This window comes from Acinetobacter sp. Marseille-Q1623 (assembly GCF_902809895.1).
Classification (GTDB): domain Bacteria; phylum Pseudomonadota; class Gammaproteobacteria; order Pseudomonadales; family Moraxellaceae; genus Acinetobacter; species Acinetobacter piscicola_A.
The window spans coordinates 1,102,649-1,124,786 of sequence record NZ_CADDWG010000001.1; the positions used below are offsets into that span (position 1 = coordinate 1,102,649).

The 22,138-nt window shown below is 36.0% G+C and carries 15 protein-coding genes, 1 tRNA gene and 2 pseudogenes; 7 read left to right on the top strand and 11 right to left on the bottom strand.

Annotation, left to right across the window (positions count from 1 at the left end; genetic code table 11):
• Positions 1–5 precede the first annotated feature (5 nt).
• From csy2 to HUV91_RS05290, 9 genes are all read right to left on the bottom strand, one after another.
• Positions 6–896 carry a type I-F CRISPR-associated protein Csy2 gene (csy2, locus tag HUV91_RS05250; protein ID WP_174492766.1) on the bottom strand — a complete coding sequence of 297 codons (891 nt, stop codon included), beginning with the start codon at positions 894–896 and terminating at the stop codon, positions 6–8.
• Positions 896–2,146 (bottom strand): type I-F CRISPR-associated protein Csy1, encoded by a 1,251-nt coding sequence (gene csy1 / locus HUV91_RS05255; protein ID WP_174492767.1) that lies wholly within the window; start codon positions 2,144–2,146, stop codon positions 896–898. Before csy1 ends, csy2 begins: the two co-directional genes overlap by 1 nt.
• A gap of 9 nt (positions 2,147–2,155) precedes the next feature.
• Complete coding sequence (gene cas3f / locus HUV91_RS05260) at positions 2,156–5,527, bottom strand: type I-F CRISPR-associated helicase Cas3f (protein ID WP_174492768.1); 3,372 nt, start codon at positions 5,525–5,527, stop codon at positions 2,156–2,158.
• A 327-nt stretch (positions 5,528–5,854) separates the two neighbouring features.
• Entirely contained in the window at positions 5,855–6,799 is a 945-nt protein-coding gene (gene cas1f, locus HUV91_RS05265; protein ID WP_174492769.1) for a type I-F CRISPR-associated endonuclease Cas1f, read from the bottom strand.
• Between the two features lie 347 nt (positions 6,800–7,146).
• A complete protein-coding gene (gene pepN / locus HUV91_RS05270) occupies positions 7,147–9,756 on the bottom strand; it encodes an aminopeptidase N (protein WP_174492770.1) in 2,610 nt (869 codons plus the stop codon).
• 476 nt (positions 9,757–10,232) lie between these two features.
• Positions 10,233–10,982: a YebC/PmpR family DNA-binding transcriptional regulator gene (locus HUV91_RS05275; RefSeq protein ID WP_130073677.1), complete on the bottom strand. Its 750-nt coding sequence runs from the start codon at positions 10,980–10,982 to the stop codon at positions 10,233–10,235.
• Between the two features lie 110 nt (positions 10,983–11,092).
• The gene (locus HUV91_RS05280; RefSeq protein ID WP_174492771.1) at positions 11,093–11,653 is read right to left on the bottom strand and encodes a 1-acyl-sn-glycerol-3-phosphate acyltransferase; all 561 of its coding nucleotides are present in this window, start codon (positions 11,651–11,653) and stop codon (positions 11,093–11,095) included.
• 770 nt (positions 11,654–12,423) lie between these two features.
• Complete coding sequence (locus HUV91_RS05285) at positions 12,424–14,502, bottom strand: catalase (RefSeq protein WP_130073679.1); 2,079 nt, start codon at positions 14,500–14,502, stop codon at positions 12,424–12,426.
• Positions 14,503–14,567: 65 nt separating this feature from the next.
• Complete coding sequence (locus tag HUV91_RS05290) at positions 14,568–15,107, bottom strand: hypothetical protein (RefSeq protein ID WP_174492772.1); 540 nt, start codon at positions 15,105–15,107, stop codon at positions 14,568–14,570.
• Positions 15,108–15,500: 393 nt separating this feature from the next.
• Between HUV91_RS05290 and HUV91_RS05295 the strand changes: the two are divergent.
• The 4 genes and pseudogenes from HUV91_RS05295 (at position 15,501) to HUV91_RS05310 (ending at position 17,548) form a co-directional block, all read left to right on the top strand.
• Positions 15,501–16,466, top strand: a pseudogene (locus HUV91_RS05295) (IS5 family transposase).
• 309 nt (positions 16,467–16,775) lie between these two features.
• Positions 16,776–16,852: transfer RNA gene (locus tag HUV91_RS05300), tRNA-Ile, on the top strand.
• A 180-nt stretch (positions 16,853–17,032) separates the two neighbouring features.
• Positions 17,033–17,188, top strand: a complete 156-nt coding sequence (locus tag HUV91_RS05305; protein ID WP_174492773.1) for an Arm DNA-binding domain-containing protein — start codon at positions 17,033–17,035, stop codon at positions 17,186–17,188.
• Between the two features lie 63 nt (positions 17,189–17,251).
• Positions 17,252–17,548, top strand: a complete 297-nt coding sequence (locus HUV91_RS05310) for a phage integrase central domain-containing protein (RefSeq protein ID WP_228721865.1) — start codon at positions 17,252–17,254, stop codon at positions 17,546–17,548.
• Between the two features lie 48 nt (positions 17,549–17,596).
• Here the strand turns inward: HUV91_RS05310 and HUV91_RS05315 are convergent.
• Positions 17,597–18,672 (bottom strand): IS3 family transposase gene (locus HUV91_RS05315; protein WP_174492775.1). Its coding sequence is split into 2 segments (ribosomal slippage): positions 17,597–18,420 and positions 18,420–18,672, totalling 1,077 coding nucleotides; the frame shifts between segments, so codons are not numbered across the junction.
• Between the two features lie 104 nt (positions 18,673–18,776).
• On the opposite strand from HUV91_RS05315, the gene HUV91_RS05320 reads away from it, so the two are divergent.
• The gene (locus HUV91_RS05320; RefSeq protein ID WP_174492776.1) at positions 18,777–18,983 is read left to right on the top strand and encodes a hypothetical protein; all 207 of its coding nucleotides are present in this window, start codon (positions 18,777–18,779) and stop codon (positions 18,981–18,983) included.
• 52 nt (positions 18,984–19,035) lie between these two features.
• On the opposite strand, the gene HUV91_RS05325 is transcribed toward HUV91_RS05320, so the two are convergent.
• Complete coding sequence (locus HUV91_RS05325; RefSeq protein WP_174492777.1) at positions 19,036–19,293, bottom strand: hypothetical protein; 258 nt, start codon at positions 19,291–19,293, stop codon at positions 19,036–19,038.
• A gap of 414 nt (positions 19,294–19,707) precedes the next feature.
• On the opposite strand from HUV91_RS05325, the pseudogene HUV91_RS05330 reads away from it, so the two are divergent.
• Positions 19,708–20,404, top strand: a pseudogene (locus HUV91_RS05330) (IS1 family transposase).
• A gap of 324 nt (positions 20,405–20,728) precedes the next feature.
• Positions 20,729–22,138 carry an anthranilate 1,2-dioxygenase large subunit gene (gene antA / locus HUV91_RS05335; RefSeq protein WP_174492778.1) on the top strand — a complete coding sequence of 470 codons (1,410 nt, stop codon included), beginning with the start codon at positions 20,729–20,731 and terminating at the stop codon, positions 22,136–22,138.

Genomic DNA, 22,138 nt, shown 5'->3' on the forward strand with positions numbered 1-22,138 from the left:
TAAAGTTAAATAGATTGTATTGTTAAGTTTTGGCAAAGGTATAAATTATTTTCTAAATCAACATGATATTGCCATAACAGTTGATCAATACTTTCGATACGATATGGCATAATAAATTCGCCTAAAGTCAGCACACTTTCAGCGAATCGGTGTGGTGTATAGGCATCTCGTTGGTTTTTTGCTTGTCCGATTTCAGAAATTCCTTGAAAACCAACCGCAATTGGTACAAGCCAACCTTGCGCTTTACGCTGAGATGTCCATGTCACTTTTTTATCTTCATCTTGCGTTGAGCTATGTGTCACTTTCAGATAATCCAACACCGCATCTAAAGCATCTAAGCCTTCATTCATGCCTTGTAGGACTAAGTCACGGCGCTCAATCAGCACATGTCCTAACATCAATTGATTTAAAATTGGGCGAAGTTGTTTCGTTTGATCTTCTTCATCGTCAAAATTTAAAATCTTACAAGGCTTCACCGATAAAACATCACCACTGGCAAATTTCATGCTTGTAACCAATTGCTGTACAAGCTGTAAAAATTCTTCTTTTTCATCAGGATCAATATTTTCACATTCAATCAGCAAAGATACTTCTAAGTGACAACGTGCTTCTTCAATAAAGGCAGGACGATTACCATCTTTATCCAAAGGATTAGCCGTTCCTACAATCGAATGGACAAAATCGCCACGTCCCTTATAGGTCTGCAAATTAAAATCATGACAACTCACCGCAATTTTTGTCAGTTCAACCTCAGTATTTTTACTGTGTAGCTTGCGTTGTAACGCATGTACAGCACCTAACCAAGCCGTCATTGCAGGAAAGCCAATGGTATATGGGCTACTCATTGCATTGGCATTATGGATTTTTAAATGTGGAATCAATAAAAATTGACGCATTAAAAGAACTCCTTGGCGTGTTGCAATGAATTTTCTACCTGTTGTTGTACAGCTAATAATTCTCCTGTCCCCAAAGTATAAGAATCAGCAATCACTTTTTCATAACTGCGTAAAATCCAACGTGCAATATTTTGACTAATCTCATCACGCCATTCAGCATCGTTTTCTCGTTCATTTTGATACTGCTGATCTAGCCAAATTCGCTGTAATTTAGGTAAACTTACATAATAATCTTGATCTGACCAAGCCTCAGGATAGGTCTCACGAATTTTAAATGACTGTAATAAAATTTGATCAATCACAAACCCAATGATGTTGCGTATTGCGGTACGAATAGCATTATTATTAATATCTAACTGCATGAATTTATGGAGTTGAACAAAACTTTCCTGATAATTTTTGCGATATAAACACTGTGTAAAAAAATCTGTTTTAGGCAGTCGGATAGCACGTTTTTCCAAAGTCGGCGGACAGCTTGATAGAAGATATGCTCTCCCTGCATTTTGGCTATTAAGTACGCTGACATTTTGTGGTTGAGTTCCACCATAAGCTGTGACTGTTAAATCAAAAATATCTGCATAACCTTCTGCATCATGCTCATTTTTCTTGCGATTCTCTTTGGCATGTTTAGTTTGCTCAGAGAAGCGCATGTAATCAATTTTCTGCTTTAATCGAGTGATTAATCCTGATGGTGTCAAAATTGACAGTAAATGATATTCATCTTGTGCAATAGGAAAATAAACCTGTTTAATCAAATGATCCGTTTTACTTGTCGTATCATTTTGTTTAATTATTAAAAAGTTATTTTTCAATGTTTCAAAATCTAACGAAGATTGTTGAATCAACTTTTTTAGCTTTTGATCATCTTGTTCAAAACCATCTAGCACAGAAAGTTCATTGCTTAATGACAAACATAAAAATTTATAAACGTCCATTGCAGCCGCATTGCCAAATACATCTAATGGATAGTCCACGTTGCCTGTGCGTAAATATCCATCTTTACTGGCAGATACAGGGGCAATAATGCTTGAAGTCTTTGCACTTGGATGACTAAATTTACTTGGATGGCTCACCATCGAAAGCTGTACAACACGTTTTGCTGCATCAGGTAACCATTCTTTTAAATGAAATTTATCGTTTGCTTGCTGCTGTAACTCTGCAATTTCGGCATCATCTTTTGCTTTTTTTAAACGGTCTTTTAACCAAAGCTCTTTGCGTTCATTTAAAAAAGTATGAATACTTGCTGTCATATCCCTTCCTTAATTTTTTATAATTAATCCAAATTGATCTGAATATAACAATGCATTATCTTCATCATATTCAGGCAACATGATTTCCCCATAACGTTTTGACAATACTTCCATCTTTGTTTCAATATCCTCATTTTCTTGCAAAGTATCAAGCGCCATACGACGTAAAATGTCGCTGTAATTTCGATCAAACCATAAACGTGATTTTTCACATTCACTCAGCTCTAAATGCGTGATCTGATAAAAACCATTGCGGTTAATATACTTGCCAAAATCATCTTTTATGCAAAACGTAAGCTTATGGTCTTGCCACATTGCAAAGAGCTGAATGTTGGGTGAGCTTTGTCTAAATGGTGCAAATCTTTGCGGTAAAGCAGTTAAAAACCATGTTTGCGTGAGCCAAGCATTTAAAGGTTTTGCACCTGTCTTTTGGTAGCTTGTCAAACTGTCTGCTAAAACCGCATGTTCCAAATCTGCTAATTTTTCCGTGGCTTGTAACGGTTGCTTGGCTTGAATACGTGGAATCGCATTAATGCCTAAACTCACATCATCATCTAGAAGTTCTGATAAGTTTTTGGTGCTTAATTTAAATTTATTGTTATTAATTTCAAAACCAGGTTTCTCAAAAGCAACCTGTGCACCTCTCAAACCCTTTAAGTTATATTGCATTAACGCAATATTTGGCTGAGTAATATCCTGACTGATTTTACGATGACGTAAAACACGTCCTGCCAATTGAATAATGGAACGATAAGAAGAAGGCTCTACAATTGCCCAATCAAAATCGTGATCTCGCCCCACTTCTTCCACAGGGGTTGCCACCAAAATAAAGATCACATGCTCAGCATCAGTACGATCTAAATGCTGACGAATCACGCCATCATTACCTGTATCTAAAAATGCTTGTGGTTGTTCGCCTTGTTTTTCTTTACGTTTCAACGCTTGGTCTAAATGCCGTTCTTGTTCACTGCGTAATAACATCACTTGTCGGCTATGATATGCCATCACACGTGGTACAATATTCTCTGTCCATTCTGCATTGAGTAAATATCGGGTTAATGCCACGCATGGTGGGATATTGGCAACACGAATCACGCCAAAAGACACTTTTTTACCCGTTTTTTGATCAATTGTATGATGTGCTAAATGTAATTTTTCAGTATGTTGCTTAATCCGTTCAAAATACTGCTGTTGTATGCTTTCATCTAATTTCACTTGTTCTTTAGAAACAACTAAATCTGAACAATCAACAATATAGGCTTTATGTTTAATGATTTGTTGTTGCAAGTGTTCTGCACGAATTTGCACAAATTTTTTATGGTCTTGTTGATATTCCTTTATATATTCAACATCTTCAACCATCGTAATTTGGGTTTTAAATTCATCTACCCACATTGCTACCGCTTGCGTATTTTTGATTTTTTTAAAGGCACAATAGAGTTGCCAACCTTGTTGATAGGCATTAAAAAATCCTTCAGCCAATGCAGGTGGAATCGTTGCTGATGAAATCATCACTTTACGACCTAACATACCTGTTAAATGCACTAAACGCGCAATCGCAATTAAATCTTGTCCATTAAAATCATCAACTTCATCAATCACTAAGTCAGAGGAAGATAAGCGCAAACTCGGTAAAATATATTTTCCGCCACGTTTGGTTTCTGTCGCAGAAATAATATGATCAATCGTACAGGCTAAAACAGGTTTATATAAAAATGCTTTATTTTTTTCCGCTTGATTTTGTGGAAATAAAACATTCATAAAATCTGCTTGCGACAGCACATCATAATCAAGCTCATTGTCTAATAATGTTTCGAGTGACTCTGAGCCTATTTCTTCTACATTAATTTCATTTTCATCTGTTTTAGCTTTATTTTTTTGATGTAATTCTTGAACAGCTTTCGAGCCAATCAATACCGCAAGTTCATCATTTTGCAAACCAATATCATTGCGATAAGAATCCCCTGTTTGTAAGGTTAAAGTTCTTAACCCTAAAGCTAAGATATAACGTAATGAATCTGCATTTGGCGACAATGCCTGCATAATTTTGGCATTGGCAATGGTTTTTCCCTTGCCTGTACTTGCCATATTGACAATAAACCAACCTTGTTTTTGGGCATCTTCATTTTTTTGAATAAAACTTTGAATCTCTTTTACAGCTTGATCTTGCCACTCAAAGCCATCAGGACTTTTCTTTTTTAATTTAGCAATATCATAGGCAGGTTCCATGTCATCAGCTAAACGACTTAATGATTGTGCCACTTTCATGGCATTATCACTGACATGTACCAAATGCTCATCTAAATACTGCTTTGGTGCTTTTGATTTTCGATCTGTGTTTGCAATGAGTTTTAATGAAGTCTTCCAATTTACATCAGCATCACAAGATGAATAATAATGATCACCTAACATTAAACACAAACGTGCATGATGCAAAATAACACGCCAACTACCATCTTCAAAAATAATGGCATTAGGCTGAATTTCTTGTAATAAACGCGCTGACCATTTTTTAATTTGCTTCGTCCAATTGACCGATTGGCTTAATAAGCCCTGTTCAAATTCAAAACACTTTAAAATGCGCTGTTGATATTCATCATCAAATTTATTTTGATAGCCCCAATCTGCTTTAATACTTTTCAACATTGCAGATAATGTTTCTCGTTTTGTACTGGCATAATCTTTACGACGTTCTTCTTCTTTTAAATCAGGCAAACGATGATGAGAAACAATCAGCCAAGCGACTAATTGTGCAAAAGGTGGTAACTGATCTAAAGCTTTCGTTTGATCTAAACCTGTTAAAACCGTTTGTTTTAAATCATCTTCATGCCAATTTTGCTCAATCAGTAATTTTAACCATGCTTCATCCGTTGTTGTATTTCCTGATGATTGCACTAGCGCATTAAGTAATAGGCAAGAAATCCATTCATGTCTTAAAGGATCACCTTTCTTGGTATTTTTACTTTTTGGTTGTAGTTTTTCTTGGAATAAAACAGAAGCTTTTCCCCAATCATGTAATAATGCAGAAATTGCGACTAATGCTTTGAGTAAAGGTAAATAGTGCCAATCATTTTCCCATTTATTTTGATCTAACTTTTTCTGTGTTGTATTTACAGGCACTATTCCCTCATTATTAAACTTATTGCGATTCCCTACTACCCACAACAGCTCACTACGTCGTCTTCCTCGTATCCAATGACAACTGACCGCTGTACTTTTAGTCACAGTCTTACGGAGTAATTTCTTCACCGCTATGAGACCATCTTCGGTAATCACGGTTTGCCACGTGTTATCCCCAATCCGATCTGCAAAAGCATCCAAGACACGGCGAGTACGTGGAATGGCTTTCTTTTCGCATTGACTGATAAACGTGACAATCATTATTATTTTCCTATTTTGATAAATTTGGTTATGTTGAACTATTTGAAATAATTCAACATAGATTTGGAATTAAGCTGCCTATATGGCAGTGAACATGTTATTGCATAGTTTCTAAGCTGCTATATAAGCAGTCGCAATATTTGTTTTTACCTGTAAAATATTTATGGTTAAAGAGTTATGGGTAACTGTATGACCACCACCATAAATCGCCATAATTAACATAAAATAAATAACATTTTTTCTATACATAATTACCTCTATCAACAATTGAGTTTTGAGGATAATTTAGCCAGAAAAAAAAGTAAATACCCTATGAAATAAAATATACTAAATACATTTAGATTGCGCTTTCACATTATCAAACATAAAGTCCAAACATTTATGCTCAGTAAATTTCTGCAAAATCTGCTGACGGAACTCTTGTTCGGTCATTTTCTCTTTGGCACAGATAAAGGCATACGGTAAAACCACAGCATCTTTAATCAAATCCGCAACATCAAACACCAATGCCCCACGGCGAGTTTTTCCATGCATCACTGCAAAACCGTGCGGGATTCCCAAAACCCAAAGCGTCGTTGCAGCTAAACCATAAGCCAAATAATTGCCGTGATTTAGAAAATCATTGGCTAAATCACCTTGCTCAGGATTACGGTTAAAATCTTTTAGCCCTGTACGTTTGGCTGCAATTTTATACAGTTGTTTGGTGGTCGCAGCTTCAGCAAGGAGTAAATCCCCCACTTTGTTAATATGTGGAATTTTATTTTCAAAACCATCTAAGGCATTTTGAATATCCACATCATCGATGTAAAAACCATATTCTTTTAAATCTCGGTCTTTAGACCAAATTTTTCTTATAAATTCAATCCGTGCAAGCTGAAATTGTTTTGCCACTTCTAAACGTTTGGCATCATCAAACCAAAATTGCATCCAACCTTGCATATATTCGGTTGGACGATACTCACTTTGCGGGGTCATCCACTCAATTTCACAGCCCATAAATAAAGGTGTGCCGCCACCGCCTGTAAAGCCGACCAATACACCTGCACTGGCGAGCATACGCATCGCCGCTTGAGTAATAGATGTCCCTGTGCCGAGCATAATGACTGTAGTATTGGCGATCGGGATATTCCAATATTGATTTTCATTTTTGCCTTCGGTCAGATATAAAACGCGACCATCTTTTTGCATCACGCGGCAATGCTCAAGATAATATAAATTCACACGTTTAGAATGTAGAATGGCTTTTAGGTCTGAAGGGTTAAGTTGTTCCATAATTTAAATTTATTATCATTAAGTTTAATACCTAATTTATAACACAAATATTTTTTTTATCATTCAATCAAAGAACAGTATTTTTCATACTTTATAAAAATTCTAATGCCTGTATTTAAACTTTAGGAGGAACACTACTGCGAAAAATAACAGCGCATTCTAAATGAAGACATGAAATTATTTAGAATAATGTGGATATTGGAATTGAGTGACTATTTGCAACAGTAACAGCAAAATAGCCTGAAAAGTGACAACTTAAATAAGGATTTTCTATAAGTTCTAAAGATGCTATTTACCCTATAAAACAGAGTAAATAGCACATTAAAACATCAAACACTTAATTAAAATTAAATGCTTAACATACTACTCAATGTTTCACTGACATTTTTAGATTTTACTTGAGATTTCAATGCTTCAAGTTCAGCTTTCACTTGACTGCGCTGTGGCTCAGCCAAAGTGTACCAACGTGACAAGACCTGCAACAAACGTGAACCCACAATTGGATTTTTCTCATCCAAATATCTTGCTAAATCAATGAAATGTTGAACCCCAAAACTCCATGTATTGACAGGATTGGCATTTAAACCACCTGATACTGAACGGATTCGGTTCGGCACAGCCAAATCATAATCGGCATGAGAGGTTAAATAAGCAATGTTTTCTGCGGTTGCTTTTGGATGTGCTGCCTGAATCATAAACCATTGATCCAATGACAAAGCTTCATCTTTAAAGCGAGTATAGAAGTCTTGTAAAACTTCCTGTGCCTGAGGTGCATCATTCCAGACCAAGACTTTTAAAGCACCTAAACGCTCAGACATATTGCCTGTATTTTGGTACTGTTCGTATGCCAAACCAAAGACTTCGCTATCGCCCTGACGTGCAAGCAGACTCAGCATGATATTTTTCAGCGCCCGAACACCCATTGCCTGAGAAAACTCTTTTTGTGCAATTGGGTCAAGGCTTAGATAAGTTTCTTTAACAAAACCGCCCAGTTCACGTGCCAAAGTATTCAGCAAAGCTTCACGCGCTTCATTGACCACTACAGGATTATAATCTTGATCAATACGGCTACCTAAATAACCCTCAGTCGGTATATCAAATAAACGCGAAGCCAATAGCGGATCTTTGGCAATCACAAAAGGTAAAGTTTTCTGAATTGCATCCAGATAAGTTTGAGCATCATGACCATTCAACAAAATGCGTTCAAGCAAAGTCTGAGCAGCCTGCCATTGGTTAAAGCCGTTGGTTTCATACTGCAATAAGAATGCAAGTTGTTCATCTGAATAGTTAAATTCAAGGTTCACAGGCGCAGAGAAACTACGCAATAACGACACCACAGGTGCAGCTTTTAAGCCTGTAAATTCAATGCTTGCTTCATTTTGATCAAATAAATAGACACCATCTTTCACACCATTTTCAAACAAAGCTTCAGCATTCAATACCAGTTGCTCACCCGTTTCAGCGTCAAATAAAGCCAGTGCTACAGGAATGGGAACAGCTTTCAGGTTTGGATATTTTGCATGTGGTTTTAAGCTTTGTTTTAGGCTTAAACGATAAGTCTGATTAGCAGCATCATACTCACCTTGGGCTTGCAATTTTGGTGTACCCGGTTGGTTATACCAAATGAGAAATGCTGATAAATCTACGCCTGAACCTGCGCTTAATGCTGCAACCCAATCCTCAACCGTAACCGCTTGACCATCATGACGTTTGAAATATTCATCAGTCCCTTGGCGGAATTTTTCTTTACCAAGCAATGTCGCCATCATGCGGTTAATTTCCGCACCTTTTTCATAAACAGTGGCAGTATAGAAATTATTAATTTCCACAAAATGATCAGGACGTGGTGGATGTGACAATGGACCTGAATCTTCAGGGAATTGATGGGATTTTAAAACAGCAACATCATCAATACGTTGTACCGCAGCCGATTGTAAATCTTCTGAGAATGACTGATCACGGAACACCGTTAAGCCTTCTTTTAAACACAATTGGAACCAATCACGACAAGTAATGCGGTTACCTGTCCAGTTGTGGAAATATTCATGGGCAATGACCGATTGCACCCGCATGATTGCAGCATCAGTGGTATATTCTTCATCGGCAAGTACACAAGAGGTATTGAAAATATTTAAGCCTTTATTTTCCATTGCCCCCATATTAAATGCACTTGTTGCCACAATCATATAATTATCAAGATCATAAGGGCGACCATAATGCTCTTCATCCCAACGCATCGAATGTTTTAAGGCTTCCATCGCAATATGACATTTAGGAATATCTTTTTCTTCAGCATAAATTTCTAAAGCAACATCACGCCCTTCAGAAGTGGTATAGCGATCTTTGAGTACCGCCAAATCACCAATCACACATGCAAATAAATAACTTGGTTTTTTCGTTGGGTCTTGCCAAACGGTATAATGACGACCCTCACCTGCTTCACCTGCCTCAATCAAATTACCATTGGCTAAGAGTACAGGAAATTTTTTGTCTGCTTCAACACGTGTGGTAAAGACTGAAAGTACGTCAGGGCGGTCAGGATAAAAGGTAATTTTACGGAAACCTTCTGGTTCATTTTGTGTCACGTACAAATTACCCGCCGCTTGGTATAAGCCTTCAAGTTGTGTATTACTTTCAGGATGAATCACGACTTCAATTTCAAGTGTCACCGCATCAGGTGCATTTGCAATCACCAATTGTTCAGCATCTAAGGAATAATCTGTATTTGAAAGCAACTGACTATTCAATTTAATTTGTTTGAGTTCTAAATCACGTCCCAAAAGAACTAAGTCACCCACAACTTGACGTTTCATCAACATTTTTGAACGAACAATCGTATGATCATCGTAAACAGACAGATCTAAATTGATCGACAGCACTTCAAATGCAGGTTTTTGATAGTCTTTTAAATAAACAGTTTGATCTGCTTCGATCACAGGGTTTGCGGCGATATTCATACGATGTCCTAATCCTATTGTCTGATTCAGACTTATAATTTGTGAAGTAACTTGATGATAGGTCAAATTTCACAATTTGTCTGTGTATTGCTTTGTATTTTTATATGGGTCTTTGTGGTCTTATTTTCAATCTATTCGGCGTGAAATAACATTGATATGATGTATATTTAGTCAAAATAAATGTGTGCAATCACATGAATCCAATCATCACAGATTAATGAAAGTAGATTACACCCACACAAGAGAAATTTATTCAGACATTCTTTTATTTTCACATTTGAATATGGCCGACCATTTATCTACGGCAGATTCACGCTTTTTAAGTCAACATAATATCCAATTAGGATTAGAGCTTTTTAATGAATTGAATATTGTCTAAACTTTTTAAAATAAAAAACGCCCAATGTCACCACATTCGGCGTTTTTTAAAATACGGTTTTAAACTCAATCAAAATCCTATTTTCATAGATTTAGTCTTAAGCGTCTAGTTCTGCTAATACAGCCTCAGAGAATTCAACGTTGGTATACACGTTTTGTACATCATCCAAATCTTCAAACATATCGATCATTTTTAAGATTTGTTTTGCTTGATCAACATCTGTGATTTCAGCTTTAGTCGATGGATTCATGACAACTTCAGCATTATCCGATTTTAAACCTGCTGCTGCAAGCGCATCTTGTACATCACCAAACGTTTCAGGCGTGGTAATGACGAGAATTTCATCCTCATCCACTTCGATATCTTCTGCACCTGCTTCCAAAGCCACTTCCATGATTTTATCTTCTAAAGAAACATCTTCAAAAGTAATCTCACCACGTTTGGTAAACATATATGCTACTGAACCTGCTGTACCTAAGTTACCGCCTGTTTTAGAAAAACAGTGACGAACATCAGGCACAGTACGGTTTAAGTTATCAGTCATGGTTTCAATAATAACTGCCACACCACCAACACCATAACCTTCGTAAGTTACTTCTTTTAAGTCATCATTGTCTTCACCACCAACACCACGCTGAATAGCACGGTTAATAGTGTCACGTGTCATGTTAGCAACCAATGCTTTTTCCACAACAGCACGTAAACGTGGGTTGGATGCCGCATCACCACCACCTAAACGGGCAGCTGTTACGATTTCACGAATAAATTTTGTGAATACTTTAGCGCGGCTCGCATCTTGTTTTGCTTTACGATGCTTGGTATTAGCCCACTTGGAATGACCCGCCATGCGAAATATGCTCCTTGTAGATCGGCCTTATGCCTTTCAAATTGACAGTAATTCTACCATAAGCGCTTTTTTTTGAGAAAGTGCCTTTTTTTTAGAAAATAGACAAATACCTAATTTTTTTTAGGTTCAGGAATTACAATATCTAAATCTGCATGCTTTTTATAAAGTTCTTTAAGCAAAACCATATCATGATCTAAATCTGTTGGGTAAATTTTCCCAAAGATTCCACCCTGCTTATTTTTATTATTGATGTACATCAAGACAATTGGAACATTGGCAGCTTTCGCAATATGCCAAAATCCTGTACGAATCGGTTTACGCTGTTCACCATTTTTAGCACGTGTCGCTTCAGGTGCAATCACGAGATTAAACTCTTCATTTTCCTGAAAGTGTTCAACCATATGTGAAACGATATCTTTATTTGACTTGCGGTCAACGGGGATTCCGCCTAATGCTTCAAGGACAGGTTTGAATGGCCCTTTAAACAGTTCTTTCTTAATCAATGTATGGATTTTAATATTATAAATTTGGAAAAGCGCCAATGAAAGCACTGCATCCATCATCGATGTATGTTCAAAACCAATAATCACTTGTTTTTTTTCTAATACATCTGGTTCGACATGATATTTTACACCAGCAAGTTTAAAGGTAAGTTCACCTAACTTTTTCATTTAAATCTAACCAAAGACTGATATGGAAATGCGGATTTTGAAAGTATTTGATTAAAATTACAATAATCCATTGCATGTAAATGATTGAAGTTTTGTATTGATATGCAAATTTTGCATATGATTAGACATACTTTTATACGCTTACTGATCAAATACGGATATTCAGCTTGATCGCTTATCTATAACAAATGAGTTGATATATTTTGATTAATCAATAAATTTATATTGTTTTTTCTTTAAATCTCTTGCCGAAGTAAAAAGCGCCTCCATATAAATTTCATGAAATATCAGAAATTAAACCGTTTTTCAGATTCGGAATTCATACTTTTGGTTGGTGTATCCCGACAAGTTTTACTGAGATGATTGGCAAAATACGAGTTTTAATTAAACACATCAATATTCAATTCAAAACATTGAGCGTATTAAGTAAGCACTATCAGAATAAACAGAAAAGATTCGGTTTATGCCTTAACTTAATCGCTGTACTAAGCAACCACATAAACTCACAATGAGGAATTACACAAGGCACAAGAGGTCTTTTTATTTAAATCACTTCAAATTGCAATGTAAAAAAAATAGTACTTAGAATATTATTTACAAATTCCACAATAGCAAAACTCTATCAAACAATAATATTCATATACCAAAAATTTGGAATTGCCGCCTACAAAATCTAGACGGCTTTGTGAATGATTGCAAATATAAGTAAACAATCTATGATGACTTTAAACAAATTGAAAATAACAAAAAGGGGTTAAAATACCTTAAATTTAAGCAGGTATCTCTTTTGCCGCTTCTTCTCTATCCCAATTTCTATGTTGCTGAATGGCTTGTTTAAATTCATTCTGTATAGATAAAAAATCGTCCGTAATAAATACACTCTCATCTTGCTTAATATTTAATATCTCAATAATTTGAGATTTATCACCTATCAGAACAATCGGTTTTAAGTGTTTATAAGTTTCTAATACATAGTGCTTGGCAACACCATCAGATTTAAACTTATCAAAATTATGACCATCAACAACTACAGTAGCATCATAAGTTACAGAAGGCTCACCATTTTGACGACCATCTACAGCGATTTCCTGATCATCACTCGATTTCACAGGAGCTGCACTTGGGGCTAACACTTCAGCGATGGCATTATTTTGTTCTGCCCATTTTTTAATTGCATTTACAGTCGTAGCATTTGCACCGTTATGCACGAGTACTGCGATTTTACGTTGTGCAATATCAGAGGCAGGAAAAGCGTCTATACTAAGCTTTTTGGAGATTACTATTTCTGAGTTAGGCGATTTAACCTTTGCTTTCTCCACATTTAGTCCTAGTTCATTTGCTACATACTGTGCTAAATCTTGATCAATAGGACTTAGCAGCTCAGACACAACACGCTGCCTAATTTCTTCAGCTTGCACTTTAGACAGCTCAAAGGCATAAGCATCTTTAATATGTTGTTGCTCATGCGTGCTCAAGCTACGATAGTGCAAGGTTGCTTGAGAAAAATGATCTGCAAAACTTTCTGCACGAATACGCAATTTACTACCTTCGATTCTTTCAGGATAGCTGGTGAATGCTTGCTGATCCTCTGTTGCTTCACGTGGATAATTACTATCTACTGAATTAGGTTCGTAATTGGCCTTACCTTTATGAATATGCTGATTTGCAAATCCTCCACGACGATTGGTATGGAATGGACATACGGGCTTATTAATTGGAATTTGATTAAAATTAGGTGTACCTAGACGATGCAAATGAGTATCTGTATAACTAAATAGACGACCTTGCAATAAAGGATCATTACTAAAATCTATACCAGGAACAATATTTGCTGGAGAAAAAGCGACCTGTTCTGTTTCTGCAAAAAATTCATCAGGATTTCGATTTAAGATAAATTTACCCAATGGCGTGACAGGTACTAATTCTTCAGGTACGAGTTTAGTTGGATCTAAGACATCAAAATCCCACTCTGCTGCTTGTTCTTCAGTAAAAATTTGAGCACCTAGCTCCCATTCAGGATAATTCCCTCTTTCGATTGCATCCCATAAATCTCGACGATGAAAGTCAGGATCTTTACCATTGAGCTTTAAAGCTTCATCCCAAACGACTTGCGCGACACCTTGCTTTGGTGTCCAATGAAATTTTACTAAAAAAGCTTCATTCTTAGCATTAATTAATCTAAAAGTATGAACACCAAAACCTTGAATAGAGCGTAAGTTTCGAGGAATGGCACGATCAGACATCACCCATGTTGTCATGTGTGCAGCTTCTGTATTTAAAGAAACAAAATCCCAAAATGTATCGTGAGCAGATTGACCTGTAGGAATTTCATTATGATCCTCTGGTTTTACGGCATGAACAAAATCAGGGAATTTAATAGCATCCTGAATAAAAAAAACAGGAATATTATTACCTACTAAATCGTAATTACCTTCCTGAGTATAAAATTTTATGGAAAAACCACGTACGTCACGTACAACATCAGCAGAACCCCGTCCGCCTTGCACTGTTGATATTCGTGCAAATATAGGTGTTTTTATTTCAGAATTTGTTAAAAAATGAGCTTTCGTCCATTTTTCATTTCCTGGATAAGCCTCAAAATAACCATGAGCACCTACACCACGTGCATGTACAACACGTTCAGGAATACGCTCTCGATCAAAGTGAATCAGTTTATCTCTAAGAAAAAAATCTTCTAATAATGTTGGACCACGACTATCCGCACGTAGACTATTTTGATTATCTTTAACCGCAACACCTAATGAAGTTGTCAGTATTTGATGTTGCGGATCTACATAAGATTCTGACTCGAATTGCTGAATTTTTTCATTTTTATTCTGTTTTGACATTTTGATTTCCTCATCTGATAATATAAATAAAGGGACTTATATAGTCCCTTTCCGTTAATTTCAATCTACTGACTTACTCTATTCCATGCATCTTTAACCGCATGTTTCGCTTGTTCCCATGTTAAACGTGAAGTTCCTTTGACCTGTTCCCATTTCACTTTTAGGTCATGTTCTACATCTTCAAAACGCGTTTCAGTAGGATATTCAGTGCGACCTGTATAGCCTAAATGATAAGCTGAACGATAATCTTTGTCGTAATCTAAATCACTATAAATATTTAAAGTGTCTGCATAATAAGGCGTACTATTGGCTGTACTACGCCAATAAGCTTCTTCTTCGGTTGGGTTGACTGCTTCAGCTGCACCTTTACCAGCCAAACCACCTACAACAGCACCGACTACACCACCTACAACAGCTCCTATTGGACCACCAACAGCACCTACTGCCGCACCAGCTGCTGCACCACTAGCTGCGCCAAGACCTGTACCTACAGGATGAGCACCAGGTTCACCTGTAATAGGGTCAGCATTTAAATCATCTCTTTGTTCTTTGGGTAAATCTTTAACTATTTCACGATCAATTTCAGGTTTATTTGGATTTGTCATCTTCTTATTCCTCTTAAAATTATATTGATTTTGTTTTTAAATGCAGCGTCTGTACATTTAAAAGTAGCATTTACTATATTGTACTCACTACTTTTATAATGTATACCTAATGTAAAAATAGTTCAGAGACTATTTTTATCTTTTATTTAATTTTCACAAAACGCATCTAATTTTAAATATATAAAACTAAATCATACCCAATAAAAAATATTAATATTTTAACAATAAAAATTACAATATTTTAATTTCAAGAATACTACCATTACATAAAAATAAAATAATATTCTCTATTTCATTAGAATTAATTTAGAAATATTTTATCATAAACTTCTATACAGCTAAAAATCACAGCATGATTATATTTTAAGGCTTATTCAACATTATACTTCTCAAATGAATAAGCCCACACCTAAAATCTATCGTACAACCCATTGGTCTTCTTATAACAGAGCATTAATAAATCGAGGAAATATTTCTATTTGTTTTGATCCCAAAACTCAATGCTATGCTCAACCAAAAGGCAAACATAGTCGAAATCAAACCTATTCTGATTTGACTATCCAATGCTGTCTGATGATTAAATCTCTATTCCGTCTGTCTTTACGTATGGTCACAGGCTTTCTTCAAAGTCTCATTCATCTTTGTAGATTAGATTGGACAGCCCCAAATATCAGCGATATTCGTATTCCACTATTTGTAGAAGACAAAAGCATATTGATATTGCGATTAACTATCAAAAAAGCAGTAATGGTCTCCATCTACTCGTTGATTCTACTGGCTTAAAGTTTTTAGGTGAAGGCGAATAGAAACGTACAAAACATCAGCCTGAATATCGTCACGAATGGTGTAAATTACATATTGGTATCGATGCTGAAAACCTTCAAATACCCGCTATTGAGCTCACAACCAACAATGTGAGTGCTTCAGAGGTGCTTGGTGATTTACTGAATCAGATTCCACAAGAAGAACAGATTGACTCGGTCTATACTGATGGGGCTTATGACACCAAACAATGTCGTCAGGTCATCGCAGAGCGACAAGCACATGCGGTAATTCCACTAAGAAAAAATGCCAAGTTTTGGAAAGATACAAAGATCAGCTCGCTAGAGCGAAATGAATTACTTCGAACAGTTAAACGTTTAGGCAGAACACTATGGAAAAAATGGTCAGGCTATCATCGGCGAAGTTTGGTCGAAACCAAAATGCATTGCATCAAATCTTACGAAACAGTGTTTCTCAGGCGATAAACTGAGTGCAAGGAGCTTTCAAAACCAAGTCAATGAGATGCATCATGCACGTGTGGCAGTATTAAATAAATTTACGGGGTTGGGTCGACCTCACACCCGAGTTGTCACTTAAATTTGGATAACTTGGGGAAGTTTAGCTTTTGAATGTTTGTGAAACAAAACCCTAACACGCAACCAAGCAATTCACTCTCTATCTATCACTGAATTAAGCTCCGATTGATCAATAAATGGCTTAGTGAGCTTTACTCTTTATAATGACATATATAAAATCGCACTCTGTTATAACGCTAAGCAATATATCACAATATTTTCTATGGTCTACTATGCGTCTACTAGAAGAAAACACTTGATATAATCTAAAATCTTAGTTAGTATTGCGCACACTCCAAGTAATTGATATTAAATCAGTTCACTTGATGCAGGGCCTGTAGCTCAGTTGGTTAGAGCAGCGGACTCATAATCCGTTGGTCCCCAGTTCAAGTCTGGGCGGGCCCACCAAATTTTAAAATTATATACACTCATATGATACTTAAACCCTTAATTCTAAATGGATTAAGGGTTTTTTAATGCATAAAATAAACTCATATACACTCATACAGAAACAGCTCGTTTGTATCCTAGAATAAAACTATAACTCAGGATACAAATTTGAAATAACAGATGAGTAATCAATAAATTATGAGTAGAAAAAAACTTTTCACTGATGCTGCACTTGTTGCTTTGAAAGCAAAAGATAAAGAGTACCGTGTTGCGGATATTCCTGGCCTTTATCTTAAAATCCAAGTCTCAGGTAAAAAGTCTTGGCAACTTCGTTTAAAGAACAATGATGATTAATGGACATGGGTTGGCTTAGGTTCTTATCTTGATCTTTCACTTAAAAATGCACGCTTGCAAGCTGTGAAATATCACCCAGGCGAACTTGAGATAGTTACTCGTACAGAGCGATTAAAGCAGGTTCAAAATGATAAAAGTGAATTGTTTGAAAATTTAATGAAAGATTGGATTGATACTAGAAAAAATTCATGGGAGCCTGCGACGTTTAAGAAAGAGGTTCAATCTATTGAAAAACATTTACTTCCGATTTTTGGAAAAAGAAAATTTAAGGAAATTAAATCATCAGAGTGGCTAGAGTTCTTCCAAACAAAGCAACGTGAAGAGAAAATTTTTAATCGTATTGAAAAGCTTATCTGGTAATACCCCCATTATTAACTGAGGTCAAAATTAGAAAACTCCAAGCCCTTGTTATCGTTTAAAGTTAGGTGGTCTGCCATCAATTGCCATATGTGGTCTTTCATGATTATAAAAGTACTGCCACGCAGTTGTATAGTTTTGTACCTCCTCAATATTGTCAAATAAATGCTGATTTAAACATTCATAACGCCCTGTTCGATTAAAACGCTCAACATAGGCATTCTGCTGTGGATTGCCAGGTTGGGTAAAAACATGCTCAATCTCATGCTTTTTACACCACTGATCCATTAAATCACTCACATATTCTGGGCCGTTATCGGATCGAATACGCTTGGGCTTTCCTCGCCATGCAATCAGTTGATCTAGGTCTCTCAGAACTCTTTGAGCTGGTAGTGAAAAATCCACCACCATGATTAAAGACTCACGATTATAGTCATCAATGACATTATGGACACGATAACTGCGCCCATCACTCAATTGATCATACATAAAATCCATCGACCATGATTCATTCTGAACAACAGGTACAGCAAGCCTCTCAGGGATTTCACGCTTTATGCGCTTGTTTGGTTTGATTCTTAAATTCAGTTCAAGTTCCTTGTATATTCGGTAAACTCGCTTATGGTTCCATTTATATTGCTTAACATTACGTAAATACAGGAAGCAAAGCTTAAAGCCCCATGTTTTATGATCATTCGTCAGCTGAATTAACCAATGTGCGATCTGCTGATTCTCATCATCCAAACAGGTCTTATAGCGATAGCAGGTTTGACTCACATTGAAGATTAAACAGGCCATAGTGACTGAAATATTAAATTGCTCAGTCGCCTGCTGAGCAAGTGATTTGCGCTGTTGTGGCCTTAAAACTTTTTTGATAATGCATCTTGCAGTACATCTGATTTAAGGCGCTCATCAGTGTACATTCGTTTTAAACGTGCATTTTCAACTTCGAGTTCTTTTAGCCGAGTCATAAGTGATAAATCCATACCACTATATTTGGACTTCCACTTGTAGAAAGTTGCTGTACTCATCCCATGCTCACGACAAAGGTTAGGCACGGGTGTTCCTGCTTCAGCTTGTTTTAAAATGCTCATGATTAAGCTATCTGAATATTTAGATGTTTTCATGGAAAATCTCCTTGTTCAAAGACTAGTCGATTTTCTACTTTTAAACTCGTTTAATTTTCGGGAGCATTACCATCTCATATTGTAGAAATACATATGATCTCGCCGTGTTTAAAGATAAAGCAAATTATAACCCGCTTGTGGGGATTACTAAATTCCTAGATAAAGGTGAGAGTGATAATATGAAACATGTAGCAATCAACGAGCTTCCAGAAATGCTTGAAAAAATTAGAGGATATAAGTCTCAAGAAATAAGTATTGGCTTGGAATTATTGATTCATATGTTTCCAAGACCATTACAGGGGCCTTTTTAGTAATGAAATTTAAGTCATCTCATTTAGAGAAAAACTCTGGTAATCAAATTGGTTATTTAGAAAAGTTATAGGGTGCATTTTCAACATTTATGCAAATGATTTTTGCATTTGCATCATTGATATTTTGAATGGCACTTTCAATAGCAAATTCAAGTGTTTTAGATTCTCTTATGAAATCCAAATAGACATTATTGTTGCTGGAACATACAAGAGCATCATCACACCCTGCCTCATATAGCCTATCTTCAAGACCATCATGTGATGCATTCTGATCGACTATATGTATTGTAAAGTTAAATTTTTTCATCATGTTAATGTCTACTATTTTTAGATTGTATTACAGCAAAATTCAACGTATCGTAAATTGAATTTAGTTTATAGAGGTATTCTAATCCTATCAAAATTAACGTACATTTTTTGAAAGATTCGTAGCATCAAATAAAGTTATTTTTATTTTTTAATGTTATCAAAGTTACTTTAGATATAATCTTAATTATGAATGAAAAAATATAGTATTGAAGACAGCTGTATCTAATATTGCTGAACAGCTTAATATTAGTGATTTTCAACTTATAAAAATCATTGGTATAAAATTAAATGAGATTGAGCAGATAGAAAATTCTAAATCATTTGGTTTAGCTTTATCATTGATTGAGTTTTATAAAGGTTAGTGTTTCAAAAAGTATGCTGAAAAAAACAGGTTGAATCTTGATAAAGTAGAGAAATGCAAATAACTCTAGAAATCAAATGTCCAACCTGCCTCAGTGACAGTATAAAGAAAAATGGTCTCAAAGTAGATGGGAAACAAAATTATCAGTGCAAAGGCTGTAAACGCCAGTTTATTGGTGACCATGCACTCAGCTACCTCGGATGTAATTCAGGTATGACTCGTAAAATATTATACTTAATGGTCAGAGGTAGTCGTATACGAGATATTGCTGAGGTTGAGCGTATCAGCATTGGTAAAGTTTTACGGACTTTAACTGAATCAATATATCAAATTCAGCCTAAACAAAATCATTATGACTCTCTCGAAGTAGATGAATTTTGGAATTTTGTCGGGAAATAACAAACAATAGCTTATTTATGCCTATCATCGAGAAACAGGTGAGATTGTTGCTTATGTTTGGGGTAAAAGAGATTTGACTACAGTCCAACGGCTGAAAGCAAAGCTTAAACAGTTAGGTATTCATTATGCTCGAATTGCAAGTGATCATTGGGACAGGTTTCATTACAGCCTTTAAAACTGCAAGCAAAGTATCGGTAATTTTTTTACTGTAGGCATTGAAGGCAATAATTGCAGAATAAGACATCGAATTAGATGCAGTTTTAGAAAGAGTTGTAATTTTTCAAAAAAGCTTGAAAACCATTTAAAAGCCTTCGACCTAACCTTCTTTTACATAAATAGAGGGTGTAAATAATTCTGTGTAAATCCAATTTTAAAAATACTGAGTTACACGCTCTTCAAACATGATACTAAAGCGATTCATGGCAGCATACTTTTTGAAACACCACCGTTTACTTTTTAAGGACAACTTACCTTTCTTCTTTCAGTTTATCATTTTATTTCTAAATATATTTTTAGATATCAAGCAGCATCTTATTGCGATTTTACAGTCACGTTATTTTTTCAATTTTAAAACAAAATGCACTTATAGGATAAAGAAACGGAAAAAGTGGATAGAGCAAATTTCTCTTTCGGGTTTCAATCACCTTAAAGATGTTTAAATATGGAGAAAAGCAGAATGGAAACACGTAGCACAGCCGAGTGGCAAGACTTTATCAATAATTGTTTAGATTTCCGTCCTGAAAATGGTGTATATCGTATTGCACGTGAAATGTTTACCGAAGCAGAATTATTTGACTTGGAAATGGAACATATCTTTGAAAAAGTATGGATCTATGCTTGTCATGAAAGCGAAATTGCAAATAATAACGACTTTTTAACGGTGCAAATTGGTCGTCAACCGATGATTATTAACCGTGATGGCAATGGACAATTACATGCCCTTGTTAATGCTTGCCAACATCGTGGTGCAACATTGACGCGTATTGCAAAAGGTAATAAATCAACATTTACTTGCCCATTCCATGCATGGTGTTATAAATCGGATGGTCGTTTACTCAAAGTGAAGGGTCCAAGCGAATATTGTGAAGACTTTGATAAATCTGCACGTGGTTTAAAACAAGGACGTATTGCAAGCTATCGTGGTTTCGTTTTTGTGAGTTTAGATACACAAGCAACAGATACACTAGAAGATTTTCTAGGTGATGCGAAAGTATTTTTAGACTTAATGGTTGACCAATCTCCTACAGGTGAGTTAGAAGTTCTACAAGGAAAATCAGCCTATACATTTGCAGGGAACTGGAAGTTACAAGATGAAAATGGTTTAGATGGCTACCATGTAAGTACAGTTCATTATAATTATGTTTCTACTGTGCAACATCGCCAACAAGTCAATGCAGCCAATGGTCAAGATTTAGATACCTTGGACTACAGTAAACTTGGCGCAGGTGATGGCGACACTGATGATGGTTGGTTTAGCTTTAAAAATGGTCACAGCGTATTATTTAGTGATATGCCTAACCCAACAGTACGTCCAGGTTATGACGTTGTCATGCCACAATTGGTTGAAAAGTTTGGTGAAGATCGTGCGAAATGGGCAATGCACCGTTTACGTAACTTGAATTTATATCCAAGCTTGTTCTTTATGGATCAAATCAGTTCACAATTACGTATTGTGCGTCCTGTGGCTTGGAATAAAACTGAAGTGATTAGTCAATGTATCGGAGTCAAGGGCGAGTCTGCACAAGCACGTCGCAACCGTATTCGCCAGTTTGAAGATTTCTTTAATGTATCAGGCTTAGGTACACCAGACGATTTGGTTGAATTTAGAGAACAACAAAAAGGCTTCCAAGCACGTTTAGAGCGTTGGAGTGACATTTCACGTGGTCATCATAACTGGAATTATGGTTCTAGTAAAAATGCAGAAATTTTAGGTATTCAACCTGTCATCACAGGGCGTGAAATTACCCATGAAGGTTTATATGTCAACCAACATGGGCATTGGAGACAATTACTCCTTAATGGTTTAAAGAAAAACGCACTGAAAATGCACGATATTACATTCCAAAATGAAACAGCGGAGGTTTAA